The 13575-nt window shown below is 68.6% G+C and carries 11 protein-coding genes and 2 pseudogenes; 9 read left to right on the top strand and 4 right to left on the bottom strand.

The window, feature by feature from the left end; all coding sequences use genetic code 11:
* A pseudogene (locus tag BRW65_RS07435) lies at positions 1-364 on the top strand (HNH endonuclease signature motif containing protein); the annotation flags it as partial.
* Between the two features lie 10 nt (positions 365-374).
* Here the strand turns inward: BRW65_RS07435 and BRW65_RS07440 are convergent.
* The 3 genes and pseudogenes from BRW65_RS07440 to BRW65_RS07450 all read right to left on the bottom strand — a co-directional run.
* Positions 375-1443, bottom strand: a pseudogene (locus BRW65_RS07440) (quinone-dependent dihydroorotate dehydrogenase); the annotation flags it as partial.
* 26 nt (positions 1444-1469) lie between these two features.
* A complete protein-coding gene (locus BRW65_RS07445) occupies positions 1470-1724 on the bottom strand; it encodes a DUF5703 family protein (protein WP_073873071.1) in 255 nt (84 codons plus the stop codon).
* Positions 1721-2788: a YncE family protein gene (locus tag BRW65_RS07450; protein ID WP_073873074.1), complete on the bottom strand. Its 1068-nt coding sequence runs from the start codon at positions 2786-2788 to the stop codon at positions 1721-1723. Before BRW65_RS07450 ends, BRW65_RS07445 begins: the two co-directional genes overlap by 4 nt.
* Positions 2789-2914: 126 nt before the next feature.
* Here BRW65_RS07450 and BRW65_RS07455 point away from each other — a divergent pair, with 126 nt between their 5' ends.
* From BRW65_RS07455 to BRW65_RS07485, 7 genes are all read left to right on the top strand, one after another.
* Positions 2915-3217 carry a hypothetical protein gene (locus BRW65_RS07455; protein ID WP_073873077.1) on the top strand — a complete coding sequence of 101 codons (303 nt, stop codon included), beginning with the start codon at positions 2915-2917 and terminating at the stop codon, positions 3215-3217.
* Positions 3218-3290: 73 nt separating this feature from the next.
* Complete coding sequence (locus BRW65_RS07460) at positions 3291-4079, top strand: histidine phosphatase family protein (protein ID WP_073873080.1); 789 nt, start codon at positions 3291-3293, stop codon at positions 4077-4079.
* Positions 4080-4152: 73 nt separating this feature from the next.
* Positions 4153-4740 carry a DUF3090 domain-containing protein gene (locus BRW65_RS07465; protein WP_046186213.1) on the top strand — a complete coding sequence of 196 codons (588 nt, stop codon included), beginning with the start codon at positions 4153-4155 and terminating at the stop codon, positions 4738-4740.
* A complete protein-coding gene (locus BRW65_RS07470; RefSeq protein WP_073873083.1) occupies positions 4724-5539 on the top strand; it encodes an SCO1664 family protein in 816 nt (271 codons plus the stop codon). Before BRW65_RS07465 ends, BRW65_RS07470 begins: the two co-directional genes overlap by 17 nt.
* Before the next feature lie 31 nt (positions 5540-5570).
* A complete protein-coding gene (locus BRW65_RS07475) occupies positions 5571-6359 on the top strand; it encodes a 3'(2'),5'-bisphosphate nucleotidase CysQ (RefSeq protein WP_073873086.1) in 789 nt (262 codons plus the stop codon).
* 24 nt (positions 6360-6383) lie between these two features.
* Complete coding sequence (gene mshC, locus BRW65_RS07480) at positions 6384-7619, top strand: cysteine--1-D-myo-inosityl 2-amino-2-deoxy-alpha-D-glucopyranoside ligase (RefSeq protein ID WP_073873089.1); 1236 nt, start codon at positions 6384-6386, stop codon at positions 7617-7619.
* 33 nt (positions 7620-7652) lie between these two features.
* Positions 7653-8537, top strand: a complete 885-nt coding sequence (locus BRW65_RS07485) for an SDR family oxidoreductase (protein ID WP_073873092.1) — start codon at positions 7653-7655, stop codon at positions 8535-8537.
* Here BRW65_RS07485 and BRW65_RS07490 read toward each other — a convergent pair.
* A complete protein-coding gene (locus tag BRW65_RS07490) occupies positions 8534-9424 on the bottom strand; it encodes a PAC2 family protein (RefSeq protein ID WP_084187749.1) in 891 nt (296 codons plus the stop codon). The two genes, BRW65_RS07485 and BRW65_RS07490, sit on opposite strands and share 4 nt — an antisense overlap.
* A 366-nt stretch (positions 9425-9790) precedes the next feature.
* Between BRW65_RS07490 and metH the strand changes: the two genes are divergently transcribed.
* Entirely contained in the window at positions 9791-13558 is a 3768-nt protein-coding gene (gene metH, locus BRW65_RS07495) for a methionine synthase (RefSeq protein ID WP_073873095.1), read from the top strand.
* The last annotated feature ends 17 nt before the right edge of the window (positions 13559-13575 follow it).

Here is a 13575-nt window from a genome sequence, read left to right on the forward strand (position 1 = left end):
GGTGGCGCTCTATCACGGCAAGCGTCTGGCCTCGCCCGGCCAGCGAATTGTCCTGTACGCCAAGGACCGCGGCTGTTCCCATCCCGGTTGTGATGTACCGGGCTACTACTGCGAAGTCCACCACGTCGAAGACTGGGCGGACACGCACCGCACCGACATCGACCAACTCACCCTGGCCTGCGGACCGCACCACCGGCTCCTCGAGAAGGGCTGGACCACTCGAAGACGTGCCAACGGCGACACCCAATGGATCCCGCCACCCCACCTTGACCGCGGACAGCCCCGCGTCAACAACTTCCACCACCCGGAAAAGATCCTCGCCCGGGAACACGCAGAAGACGACGAAGAAGAAGGCGCGGCTTAACTGGCCGCGTCGCCGGCCTTCGGCGCCGCCGACCCGACGGCGTCGCCGAGCGAGGCGAACCCGCCGTCGCGCAGCCGGCGCGCGATGCCGTCGTGAATGCGCTTGGGCCACAAGCCTCCTCCGTAGATGAAGCCGGTGTAGCCCTGCAACAGCGACGCGCCCGCGGTGATCCGCTCCCAGGCGTCGTCGGCCGTCTCGATGCCGCCGACGCTGATCAGTACCAGGCGGTCGCCGACGCGACGATAGAGCCGGCGAAGCACCTCGACGGCCCGGCCCGCCACCGGCGGCCCGGAGATGCCGCCCGGGCCCAGCGCGTCGACCCCCGGCGTCTGCAGGCCATCGCGCGACACGGTCGTATTGGTGGCGACAATGCCGGCCAGGCCGAGCTCGACCGCGAGGTCGGCGACGTCGTCCAGATCGGCGTCGGAAAGGTCGGGCGCGATCTTGACCAGCACCGGCTTCGACGTCTCGGCGAGGACGGCCGACAGGATGGGCCGCAGCGCCTCGACGGCCTGCAGGTCGCGCAGGCCGGGCGTGTTCGGCGAGCTGACGTTCACCACCAGATACGACGCCAGCGGCCCGACCAGGCGGGCGCTGGCCCGGTAGTCGCCGACGGCGTCGGTGGCAGGCGTGGTCTTAGTCTTACCGATGTTGACCCCGATCGGAACGTCGGGTCGGTGTCGCGCCAGTTGGACGGCCAGCGCGCCGGCGCCCAGGTTGTTGAAGCCCATCCGATTCAGCAGCGCGCGGTCGGCGGGCAACCGGAACATGCGGGGGGCCGGGTTGCCGGGCTGCGGGCTCGCGGTGACGGTCCCGACCTCCGCATAACCGAAGCCGAGCGCGCCCCAGGTCAGCAACCCCTTGCCGTCCTTGTCGAAGCCGGCCGCCAGCCCCAGCGGCGCCGGGAAACGCACCCCGAACACCGTGCTCGCCAGCACCGGATCCCTCGGGCCGAGCAGCCGGTGCAGCAGGCGCCGCGCCGGGCCGAGGGCGGTGGCGCCGCGCAGCACCGCGAAGACCAGCGTGTGGATGCGCTCGGGTGGAACCAGGAAGAGCAGCCGCCGCACCAGGCTGTACACCACGCGGTCGCGCGTTTGCGGCCCCGTCACAGTTCCGGCTGGTCCGGCCGCCGGGTGCCCAGCCGAGATTTCTTGCGGCGCAACAAAACTCGTCTGCTGCCGTCTGTGTAGAGCCGTACCCGGGTCAGCTCCCACCCGCGATATTCGGCCTCGATGGACAACCGGGTGGACGCGCTGAGCCGGGTGACTTCCGGCGGCAGGCGCAGCGGCACCCACTCGTACTCGTCGGACAGCTCGGTGTCCCAGCCCGCGGGCAGCCGACCGCTGCGCGGCGCGGTCAACGCGTACCCGCCGCGTGCTGGATCACCTGCACCCCCGCACCGGATCCCGACACCACGTACAAGGTGTCCGACGCTTCATCGAAGGCCAGTGAGTTCGGTTGCTGCACGGTTGGGTAACGCACCTTTTCGACTGGAATTCCGGTGGACAAATCGTAACCAACCACCATATTGGAAGCGGTCTGGGTTACCCAGGTCAACGCGCGGGAACCGGCCAGGCCGTACGGCGCCCGAGGCACGGGATAGGCCTGCCGCAGGATCAACGGATCCACGCCGTACACCAGCAGCTGGCCACCGCGGGTGTCGGCGACCAAGACCCGGCCCAGCGGATCCGCGGTCATGGTGGTCGCGCCTTCGCCGGCCCGCAGCGCTTGCTGGGCCTTGCCGTCGGCGCCGATCGTGGTCACCGATGTCTGGCCCCGGTCCAGGACCGCCGTCGTATTCCCTTGCGTGGCAAGCGAATCGACCCTTGCGAAGATCTTGCTGCGGGTGCCGACGGTCGCGGTGCTGACGGTGCCGGGCGTCGGCGAGGCCGGTGTTGGGGAAGTGAGGGTGTAGACGGTCCCGTCGGCGCTGCCCAGCACCAGCTTGCCGTCGGCACGCAGGGCGACCGCGGTGAAATCGGCCTGCTGGGCGTCGACGACGTTCACCTGCGTCGCCCGGCCGGCCGCCAGGTCGACGACGAAATAGGCACCCCGGGCGGCCAGGAACAGCGTGCCGTGGCCGTCATCGGTCAGCGCGGCCGCCGGCCCTGGCAGGGGGATGGCTTTCGGCTCGGCCTTCGGATTGCCGAAGACGGTGACGGTCCCCGGCCCCGCCGGGGCGGCGCCGGGCGCCAGCACCGCCAGCTGGTGCGTGCCACCGTCGTAGGTGGCTGCGGTCGCGGCGGCGGCCAGCTGCCGCACCTCGCCGGCCGGGCGCTGCGACGCCGGTGGAGACACCGCGGCCGTGGCCGGTTCGATGGTGGGCGGTGCGGATTTGAATGTATTGGACGAACATCCCGCGATCGCGCACAGCAAAAGCGCCGTGACAAGCAAACGGCGCTGAGCTGCCAATCGATGACGCATGTGCCGTGACAGCAATTATTTTCCCTCGCGTAATGACGGTGGAGTTCCGAGTCTAAGGAACGCCTTCGCATCCAATATGGCCATGTCGCCCACATCAAGTTCCGCGGGCGAGGTATCGTCGGTTTCATGGCCGTCATCGTTGACCGGCAGACCGCGGAAAAAGAGTTTGCTGTCGAAGATATGTCGACAGGAATCTTCGCCAGCGGGTATGGACAAGTCGGTGATGGGCGCAGTTTTTCGTTCCACATCGAACACCGCTCGCTCGTCGTCGAGATTTACCGACCGCGCCTCGCCGGGCCAGTTCCCCAGGCCGAAGAGGTGGTCGCCACGGCGGTCCGCAGCCTGGTCGAGATCGACCTGACCGACGAACGCAGCCTGGTCGCCGCCGTGCGCGACTCGGTGGCGCACGCTGTGCCGGTATCGCATTAGTCGGTAGCGCCTTCGCACCGGGTACGGTCGTGGTCGTGGTTGCCCCCGCCTGTCGGATGTTGGACACCGCGGCATGACGGTCATCCTGCTGCGGCACGGTCGATCCAGCTCGAACACCGCCGGGATCCTGGCCGGCCGCTCCGAGGGCGTCGACCTCGACGACAAGGGCCGCGATCAAGCCGCGGGGCTGATCGACCGGATCGGTGACCTGCCCATCCGCGCGCTCATCAGTTCGCCGTTGCTGCGCTGCCGGCGCACCCTCGAGCCGCTCGCCGAAGCGCTGTGCCTCGAGCCGCTGATCGACGACCGGCTGGCCGAGGTGGACTACGGGGACTGGACCGGCCGCAAGATCGCCGAGCTGGCCGGCGAGCCGCTGTGGCGGGTCGTGCAGGCGCACCCGAGCGCGGCGGTGTTTCCCGGCGGCGAGGGACTGGCGCAGGTGCAGGCGCGCGCCGTGTCCGCCGTCCGCGAACACGATCGGCGGCTCGCCCTGGAATACGGCGCAGAGAACGGCGGGGACGTCCTGTGGGTGGCCTGCACTCACGGTGATGTCATCAAGGCGGTCATCGCCGACGCCTACGGCATGCACCTGGACGCGTTCCAGCGGGTCACCGCCGACCCGGCGTCGGTGAATGTGATCCGATACACCGAATTGCGCCCGTTTGTGTTGCACGTCAACCACACCGGTGCGAGATTGGCTGCAGCGCTGCGGGCCGGGCCACCGCCAAAGAACGACACGCAAGACGGGGGGCAGGACAAGGGGGCGGCCAAGACCGATGGTGAGTCCCCGGTGCCCGCAACGGAACAGCCGGTCGCGGTCGTGCCGACCAGCGACGCGGTGGTCGGCGGCTCAACTGATTGATTCCGCTTAAAACAGGCGGAGCGGGGCAATCGAATCGCACGGCGAAGGCAACAGCCGGTATTTTGGAGGTGCCATGGCCCGCGCAATCCACGTCTTCCGCACACCCGACCGCTTCGTGGCCGGGACCGTTGGTCAGCCCGGAAACCGAACCTTCTACATCCAGGCGGTCCACGATTCCCGGGTGGTGTCGGTGGTGTTGGAGAAGCAGCAGGTTGCGGTCCTGGCGGAGCGCATCGGCGCGCTGCTGCTCGAGGTGAATCGCCGATTCGGCACGCCGGTCCCGCCGGAGCCCGCCGAGGTGGAGGACTTGAACCCGTTGATCACACCCGTGGATGCCGAGTTCCGGGTCGGAACCATGGGCCTGGGCTGGGATTCCGAAGCCCAGACCGTGGTGGTCGAGTTGCTGGCCGTCACCGACGCCGAGTTCGACGCATCCGTGGTGCTCGACGACACCGAGGAGGGGCCCGACGCGGTGCGGGTGTTCTTGACGCCGGAGTCGGCGCGGCAATTCGCCACCCGCTCCAATCGCGTCATCTCAGCGGGGCGGCCGCCCTGCCCGCTGTGCGACGAACCGTTGGACCCCGAAGGCCATATCTGCGCGCGCGCCAACGGCTATAGGCGCAGCGCGCTGCTCGGGCCTGACGATGAACTTGAGGCCTGACGACCGTGAGGTGTTGCGCAACGGTGAGCTGACGGTCCTCGGACGCATCCGCTCGGCCAGCAACGCCACCTTCCTGTGCGAGTCCACGCTCGGCGAATCCACGGTCCACTGCGTCTACAAACCGATCTCCGGTGAGGCCCCGCTGTGGGATTTCCCCGACGGGACGCTGGCGGGCCGCGAACTCGCCGCGTACCTGGTATCGACGCAGCTGGGCTGGAACATCGTGCCGTACACGGTGATTCGTCACGGGCCGGCCGGCCCGGGCATGTTGCAGCTGTGGGTGGAGCAGCCCGGCGACGCGGCCGACTCCGAGCCCAGGCCCGGCCCGGACCTGGTCGACCTGTTTCCCGCCAACAAGCCGGAACCGGGCTATCTGCCGGTGCTGCGGGCCTACGACTACGCCGGCGACGAGGTCGTCCTGATGCACGCCGACGACATCCGGTTGCGGCGCATGGCGGTCTTCGACGTGCTGATCAACAACGCCGACCGCAAGGGCGGTCACGTGCTGCGCGACATCGAGGGCCACGTCTACGGCGTCGACCACGGGGTGTCCCTGCACGTCGAGAACAAGCTGCGCACGGTGCTGTGGGGCTGGGCTCACAAGCCGGTCGACCAGACAATGCTGGAGGCGGTCGCCCGGCTCACCGAGGCCCTGGGCGGTTCGCTGTGCGACGAACTGGCCGAGCACATCACGCGTGCGGAGATCGCGGCGTTGCACAGGCGCGCGCACGCGCTGCTCGACGACCCGGTGATGCCCGGACCCAACCGGCAGCGCCCCATTCCGTGGCCGGCGTTCTAAAGCTCGGACCGGCGTCGGAGATACTGAACCGGTGAGCCAGGGCCCGGATGAGTTGACCGATGCCGCTCTGGCCGCCGAACTCGCCGCGGACGCGGGCGAACTGCTGCTGAACGTGCGCGACGAGATCGGCTTCGGACATCCGTGGGCGTTGGGCGACGCCGGAGACAGCCTGGCGAACGAGCTGATCCTGCGGCGGCTGCGCGTCGAGCGGCCCGACGACGCGGTCCTCAGCGAGGAGGCCTACGACGATCTGGTCCGGCTGAAGCACGACCGGGTGTGGATCATCGACCCGCTGGACGGCACCCGTGAGTTCTCCACGCCGGGCCGGGACGATTGGGCGGTGCACATCGCGCTGTGGCAGCGCCCCACGAACGGCCGGCGGGAGATCACGGACGCGGCGGTGTCGTTGCCGGCCCGCGGGAACACGGTGTACCGCACCGACACCGTCACCGCCGATACCGCGCGCGTCGGCATACCCCATACGTTTCGCATCGCGGTCAGCGCCACCCGGCCACCCTTCGTGCTGCACCGCATGCGCCAGTCGTTGGCCATCCAGCCGGTGGCGATCGGCTCAGCGGGCGCCAAGGCGATGGCCATCATCGACGGCGACGTCGACGCCTACCTGCACGCCGGTGGCCAGTGGGAATGGGACAACGCGGCGCCCGCCGGGGTGGTGATGGCCGCCGGCATGCACGCGTCGCGGCTGGACGGCTCACCGATGCGCTACAACCAGCGCGACCCGTACCTACCGGACTTCGTGATGTGTCGCGCGGAGGTGGCGCCGATCCTGCTCGCCGCCATCCGCGACGCGTGGCGCTGACTTCCCGCGTTTAGAGTCGTTGGCATGCAGTCGTGGCAGTCTCCACCGGTGCCGGTGTTGCCGGGCCGTGGCCCGGAACTGCGGCTGTTCGACACCTCCGACCGGCAGGTGCGGCCGGTGGCGCCCGGATCGACGGCGACGATGTACGTCTGCGGCATCACCCCGTATGACTCGACGCATCTGGGTCACGCGGCCACCTACCTGACCTTCGACCTGGTCTACCGGCAGTGGCTGGACCTGGGCCATGCCGTGCACTACGTGCAGAACGTCACCGACGTCGACGATCCGCTGTTCGAACGCGCGCAGCGCGACGGTGTCGACTGGCGTGAGCTCGGCGATCGTGAGGTCGCGCGTTTTCGCGAGGACATGGCGGCGCTGCGGGTCCTGCCGCCGCGCGACTACGTCGCGGCCACCCAGGCGATCCCCGAGGTGGTCGAGCTCGTCGAGAAGATGTTGGCGTCGGGTGCGGCATACGTCGTCGACGGCGACTTCCCGGATGTCTACTACCGCGCGGACGCCACGCCGCAGTTCGGCTACGAGTCCGGCTACGACCGCGAAACCATGCTTCGGCTGTTCGGGGAGCGCGGCGGCGACCCGGACCGGCCGGGCAAGACCGACGAGCTGGACGCCCTGCTCTGGCGGGCGGCCCGGCCGGGGGAGCCGAGTTGGCCCTCGCCCTTCGGGCCCGGCCGGCCCGGCTGGCATGTCGAGTGCGCGGCGATCGCGCTCAGCCGCATCGGCAGCGGCCTGGACATCCAGGGCGGCGGCAGCGACTTGATCTTCCCGCATCACGAATTCACCGCCGCACACGCCGAATGCGTAAGGGGCGAGCGGCGATTCGCCCGCCACTACGTGCACGCGGGCATGATCGGCTGGGACGGGCACAAGATGTCCAAGAGCCGGGGCAATCTGGTGCTGGTGTCGACCTTGCGCGCCCAAGGCATCGAGCCGGCGGCCATCCGGCTGGGCCTGCTGTCCGGCCATTATCGCGCCGACCGGTTCTGGAGCCAGCAGGTGCTCGACGAGGCCACCGCCCGGCTGGGGCGCTGGCGCACCGCGACGGGGCTGCCCGCCGGCCCGGACGCCGCCGACGTGGTCGCGCGGGTGCGCCAATACCTGGCCGACGACCTGAACACGCCCAAAGCGCTTGCCGCGCTTGACGGTTGGACAACCGACGCGCTCGAGTACGGCGGTCACGACACCGAGGCCCCGCGGCTGGTGGCAACCGCGATCGACGCGCTGCTTGGAGTGGAACTGTGAACACGGGGTTGTGAGCGCGGTACGTTGTCGGCCATGACGTCGCTGCAGGACAAGGTTGTTTTGATCACCGGCGGGGCCCGCGGAATCGGGGCCGACGTCGCCCGTCGGCTCGGCAACAAGGGCGCCAAACTGGTCCTCACCGACCTCAACGACGCCGAGCTGGCCGCGCTGGCGGCCGAAATCGGCGAGGACCGCGTACTGACCGCCGTCGCCGACGTCCGTGACCTGCCCGCCATGCAGGCCGTCGCCGCCCGGGCCGTCGAACGCTTCGGCGGCATCGACGTCGTGGTGGCCAACGCCGGCATCGCCAGCTACGGATCGGTGCTGCAGGTCGACCCCGAGGCGTTCAAGCGGGTCATCGACATCAACGTGCTCGGCGTGTTCAACACCGTGCGTGCCACGCTGCCCGCGGTGATCGAGCGCCGCGGCTATGTGCTCATCGTCTCGTCGCTGGCCGCCTACGCCGCGTGCCCGGGCCTGGCCCCCTACAACGCGTCGAAGGCCGCCGTCGAGATCTTCGCCAACGCGCTGCGGCTCGAGGTGGCGCACCGTGGCGTCAGCGTCGGCTCGTCGCACATGTCGTGGATCGACACCGCCCTGGTCCGCGACACCGAGGCCGACCTGCCGGCCTTCGGCAAGCTACTCGGCAGCTTCCCGTGGCCGCTGAACAAGACCACCACGGTCGACAAATGCGCGGACGCCTTCGTCAAGGGCATCCAGGCCCGCCGGAACCGGATCTACTGCCCGCGCTGGGTGGCCCTGTTCCGCTGGATCAAGCCGGTGCTGTCCACCCCGGCCGGGGAGCTGCCCTTGCACAAGCCCACCGCGGAGCTGTTGCCCCAACTGGACGCTCAGGTCGTCGCGCTCGGGCGCTCCACCAGCGCCTACAACCAGGGCCTGGGCAAGAAGCAGGGCTAGCGGCCGAAGCCGGGCCGCCGCCGGCGCAGGTAGCGCTCGAACTCCGCGGCCAGCGCGTCGCCGTCGATCTTGCCCAGGGCCTCGTTCATGTCGACCTCGGCGTCGCCGCGCTGTTCCAGCGACTGCACGTACTCGGCCAGGTCCTCGTCCTCGGCGGCCATCTCGGTGATGGCCTGCTCCCACTCCTCGGCGTCGGTGGGCAGGTCGGCCAGGGGTACCTCGATGTCGAGCACGTCTTCGACGCGGCGCAGCAACGCGACCGTCGCCTTCGGGTTGGGTGGCTGCGACACGTAGTGCGGCACCGCCGCCCAGAACGTCACGGCGGGGATCCCGGCGGCGACGCAGGCGTCCTGGAACACGCCGGCGATGCCGGTGGGCCCCTCGTAGCGGCTCTCCTCGAGCCCGAAGCGTTTCGCCGATTCGGGGGAGTAGGCGGCGCCCGAGACCGGGACGGGGCGGGTGTGCGGCGTGTCGGCCAGCAGGGCGCCGAGGATGACGACGGTATCCACGTTGAGCTTGTCGGCGATGGCGACCAGCTCGGCGCAGAAGGTGCGCCAGCGCATGTTGGGCTCGACGCCGTGCATCAACACGACGTCGCGGTCGCTGCCTGGCGGCCGGCAGTGCGAAATCCGCATGGCCGGCCACACCAGCTCCCGGGTGACCCCGTCGACCTGCCGAATGACCGGGCGGTTCACCTGGTAGTCGTAATACGCCTCGTCGTCGATCTCCAAGATCGGGTCGGCTTCCCAGATCGCCTCGAGGTGCTCAAGCGCGTCGCTGGCCGCGTCGCCGGCGTCGTTCCAGCCCTCGAACGCCGCCACGACGATGGTGTTGTGCAGCTCGGGCAGTGCCGCTTCGCCAAAGGGTGGGCCATCGGACGGGGTCACAGAATCAGCGTACGGCCTTTGCGGCCGATGTTCGGCCTTGCGTGGCAGGGATCTGTCGACCTCCCGGGGCATTGCATAGGACGACTATCCTTGTGGGGTGTGCGCCGACCTGACCCGCGACGACATCGACAGCCGGCGTCGACGCGGTCGGGGTGAAATACGTTCGGCTTCACACTGGTTAACCTTGGTAACTACCCCGTCGCAGGCAGGATCCACGGGCTGTCGATCGCGGCGATGAGTTGGGCGTCCAGACGTCGTCGGGGGACGACGTAGACTTTTTTGGTCGAGAGGCGTTGCAACGGATCTCCGGTCCACCGGTATCCGCCACGCTCGGCAGAGTCAAGGACGCCTTCCGCTACGGAAGGAATGCACGTGAACGTCCCCACAAACGCCCCGGCGCCAGAGACCTTCGTGCCCAACATCCGTCCGGACTGCACCGAAGAGCTGACGGCCGCTCTCCGTGAGCGGATCGTGGTGATCGACGGCGCGATGGGTACGGCGATCCAGCGTGACCGGCCCGACGAGGCCGGCTACCGCGGCGACCGCTTCACCGAGTGGCCGACCGCTCTGCAGGGCAACAACGACCTGCTCAACCTGACCCAGCCGCAGATCATCGAGGGGATCCACCGCGAGTACCTCGACGCCGGTGCCGACATCCTGGAGACCAACACGTTCAACGCGAACGCGATCTCGCTCTCCGACTACGGCATGCAGGATTTCGCCTACGAGCTGAACTACGCCGGCGCCGCCCTGGCCCGCAAGGCGGCCGACGAGTACAGCACGCCGGAGAAGCCGCGCTACGTCGCGGGCGCGATCGGTCCGACCACGCGCACCGCGTCGATCTCGCCGGACGTCAACGACCCCGGAGCCCGCAACGTCTCCTACGACCAGCTGGTCGCCGCCTACCTGGAAGCCGCCAACGGCCTGGTCGACGGCGGGGCCGACCTGCTCATCGTCGAGACGATCTTCGACTCGCTGAACGCGAAGGCCGCGGTGTTCGCCGTCGAGACCTTGTTCGAGGAGCGCGGACGCCGCTGGCCGCTCATCATCTCGGGCACCATCACCGACGCCTCCGGGCGGACGCTATCCGGTCAGGTCACCGAGGCGTTCTGGAACTCCATCCGGCACGCGAAGCCGATCGCGGTCGGCCTCAACTGCGCCCTGGGTGCGCCGGAGATGCGGCCTTACATCGCCGAGATGGCACGGATCGCGGACACTTTCGTGTCCTGCTACCCGAATGCCGGCCTGCCCAACGCCTTCGGCGAATACGACGAGACCCCGGAGCGCCAGGCCGGCTACATCGCCGACTTCGCCGAGGCCGGCTTGGTCAACCTGGTCGGTGGTTGCTGCGGAACGGCGCCGCCGCACATCGCCGAGATCGCCAAGGTCGTCGAGGGCAAGCCGCCGCGTGAGGTGCCGCAGATCCCGGTGGCCACGCGGCTCTCGGGCCTCGAACCGCTCAACATCACCGAGGACTCCCTGTTCGTGAACATCGGTGAGCGCACCAACATCACCGGCTCGGCCCGGTTCCGCAACCTGATCAAGGCCGAGGACTACGACACCGCGCTGTCGGTCGCCCTGCAGCAGGTCGAGGTCGGCGCGCAGGTGATCGACATCAACATGGACGAGGGCATGATCGACGGCATCGCCGCGATGGACCGGTTCACCAAGCTGATCGCGGCCGAGCCGGACATCAGCCGCGTCCCGGTGATGATCGACTCCTCCAAGTGGGACGTCATCGAGGCGGGCCTGAAGAACGTGCAGGGCAAGCCGATCGTCAACTCGATCTCCATGAAGGAGGGCGAGGAGAAGTTCATCCGCGAGGCCCGGCTGTGCCGCAAGTACGGCGCCGCCGTCGTCGTGATGGCCTTCGACGAACAGGGTCAGGCGGACAACCTGGAGCGCCGCAAAGAGATCTGCGGGCGCGCGTACCGGATCCTGACCGAAGAGGTCGGCTTCCCGCCCGAGGACATCATCTTCGACCCGAACTGTTTCGCGCTGGCGACCGGCATCGAGGAGCACGCGACCTACGGGATCGACTTCATCGAGGCCTGCGCCTGGATCAAGGAGAACCTGCCCGGGGTGCACATCTCCGGCGGTATCTCCAACGTCTCGTTCTCGTTCCGGGGCAACAACCCGGTGCGCGAGGCGATCCACGCGGTGTTCCTCTACCACGCCATCAAGGCCGGACTGGACATGGGCATCGTCAACGCCGGTGCGCTGGTGCCCTACGACTCGATCGACCCCGAGCTGCGGGACCGCATCGAGGACGTCGTCCTCAACCGTCGCGAGGACGCGGCCGAACGGCTCCTGGAGATCGCCGAGCGGTTCAACAAGTCGGATAAGGCTGAGGACCCGAAGGCGGCCGAGTGGCGCAGCCTCGGAGTCCGGGAGCGGATCACGCACGCGTTGGTCAAGGGGATCGACGCGCATGTCGACGACGACACCGAGGAGTTGCGGGCCGAGATCGCCGCGGCGGGTGGCCGCCCGATCGAGGTGATCGAGGGTCCCCTGATGGACGGCATGAACGTCGTCGGCGACCTGTTCGGCTCCGGCAAGATGTTTCTGCCCCAGGTCGTGAAGTCGGCCCGGGTGATGAAGAAGGCTGTCGCGTACCTGCTGCCGTTCATCGAGGCGGAGAAGGAGCAGAACGGCACAGCGGCGACGAAGGACACCAACGGCACCATCATCATGGCCACCGTCAAGGGCGACGTCCACGACATCGGCAAGAACATCGTCGGAGTTGTCCTGCAATGCAACAACTTCGAGGTGATCGACCTCGGGGTCATGGTGCCCGCGCAGAAGATTCTGGATGCGGCGAAGGAGCACGATGCCGACATCATCGGGCTGTCCGGCCTGATCACCCCGTCGCTGGACGAGATGTCGAACTTCGCCGTGGAGATGGAACGTGAGGGGCTGGAGATCCCGCTGTTGATCGGCGGCGCGACCACCTCGCGCGCCCACACGGCGGTGAAGATATCGCCGCGTCGCAGCGGTCCGGTGGTGTGGGTCAAGGACGCGTCCCGTTCGGTGCCGGTCGCCGCCGCGCTCCTCGACGACAAGCAGCGTCCGGCGCTGCTGGAGGCCACCGAGAAGGACTACGCATCGCTGCGCGAACGGCACGCCCAGAAGAACGAGCGGCCGATGCTGACGTTGGAGAAGGCCCGCGCCAACCGGACGCCGATCGACTGGGGCGGCTACACGCCGCCGGTGCCCGCCATCGGTGTGGGAGTGCGGGAGTTTCAGGATTACGACCTGGCCGAGCTGCGGGAGTACATCGACTGGCAGCCGTTCTTCAACGCCTGGGAGATGAAGGGCAGGTTCCCCGACATCCTCAACAACCCTGCCTCCGGCGAGGCCGCCCGCAAGCTCTACGACGACGCCCAGCAGATGCTCGACACCCTGATCAAGGAGAAGTGGCTGACCGCCAACGGGGTGATCGGCTTCTTCCCGGCCAATGCCGTCGGGGACGACATCGAGGTCTACACCGACGACACCCGCACCGAAGTGCTGGCCACGCTGCACAACCTGCGCCAGCAGGGCGAGCACCGCGACGGCATCCCCAACCGGTCGCTGGGCGACTTCATCGCGCCCAAAGAAACGGGCCTGCGGGACTACATCGGCGCCTTCGCCGTCACCGCGGGGCTCGGCAGCCAGGAGAAGATCGCGGAGTTCAAGGCGGCCCTCGACGACTACGACGCGATCCTGCTGGAGTCGGTCGCCGATCGGCTGGCGGAGGCGTTCGCCGAACGGATGCACCAACGCGTCCGTAAGGAGTTCTGGGGTTTCCAGCCCGACGAGCAGCTGGACAACGAGGCGCTCATCGACGAGAAATACCGGGGAATCCGCCCGGCGCCCGGTTACCCGGCCTGCCCGGAGCACACGGAGAAGGTGACGCTTTGGGAGTTGATGGACGTCAAGGAGCGGACCGGCATCGAGCTGACCGAGTCGATGGCGATGTGGCCGGGTGCCGCGGTCAGCGGCTGGTATTTCTCGCACCCGCAATCGCAGTACTTCGTGGTCGGCCGGTTGGGCCAGGACCAGGTCGCCGACTACGCGAAGCGCAAGGGCTGGACCCTGGCCGAAGCGGAGCGCTGGCTCGCCCCCAACCTCGGCTATAACCCCGAGGACTGAGCCCGAGCGGCTGCCAA

This window comes from Mycobacterium paraffinicum (assembly GCF_001907675.1).
GTDB lineage: Bacteria > Actinomycetota > Actinomycetes > Mycobacteriales > Mycobacteriaceae > Mycobacterium > Mycobacterium paraffinicum_A.

Excerpts from the sequence above, each read along its gene's own strand:
- BRW65_RS07450 (WP_073873074.1), bottom strand. The coding sequence starts at position 2,788 with ATGCGTCATCGATTGGCAGCTCAGCGCCGTTTGCTTGTCACGGCGCTT.
- BRW65_RS07455 (WP_073873077.1), top strand. The coding sequence starts at position 2,915 with ATGGCCGTCATCGTTGACCGGCAGACCGCGGAAAAAGAGTTTGCTGTC.
- BRW65_RS07460 (WP_073873080.1), top strand. The coding sequence starts at position 3,291 with ATGACGGTCATCCTGCTGCGGCACGGTCGATCCAGCTCGAACACCGCC.
- BRW65_RS07465 (WP_046186213.1), top strand. The coding sequence starts at position 4,153 with ATGGCCCGCGCAATCCACGTCTTCCGCACACCCGACCGCTTCGTGGCC.
- BRW65_RS07470 (WP_073873083.1), top strand. The coding sequence starts at position 4,724 with ATGAACTTGAGGCCTGACGACCGTGAGGTGTTGCGCAACGGTGAGCTG.
- mshC (WP_073873089.1), top strand. The coding sequence starts at position 6,384 with ATGCAGTCGTGGCAGTCTCCACCGGTGCCGGTGTTGCCGGGCCGTGGC.
- BRW65_RS07485 (WP_073873092.1), top strand. The coding sequence starts at position 7,653 with ATGACGTCGCTGCAGGACAAGGTTGTTTTGATCACCGGCGGGGCCCGC.
- metH (WP_073873095.1), top strand. The coding sequence starts at position 9,791 with ATGCACGTGAACGTCCCCACAAACGCCCCGGCGCCAGAGACCTTCGTG.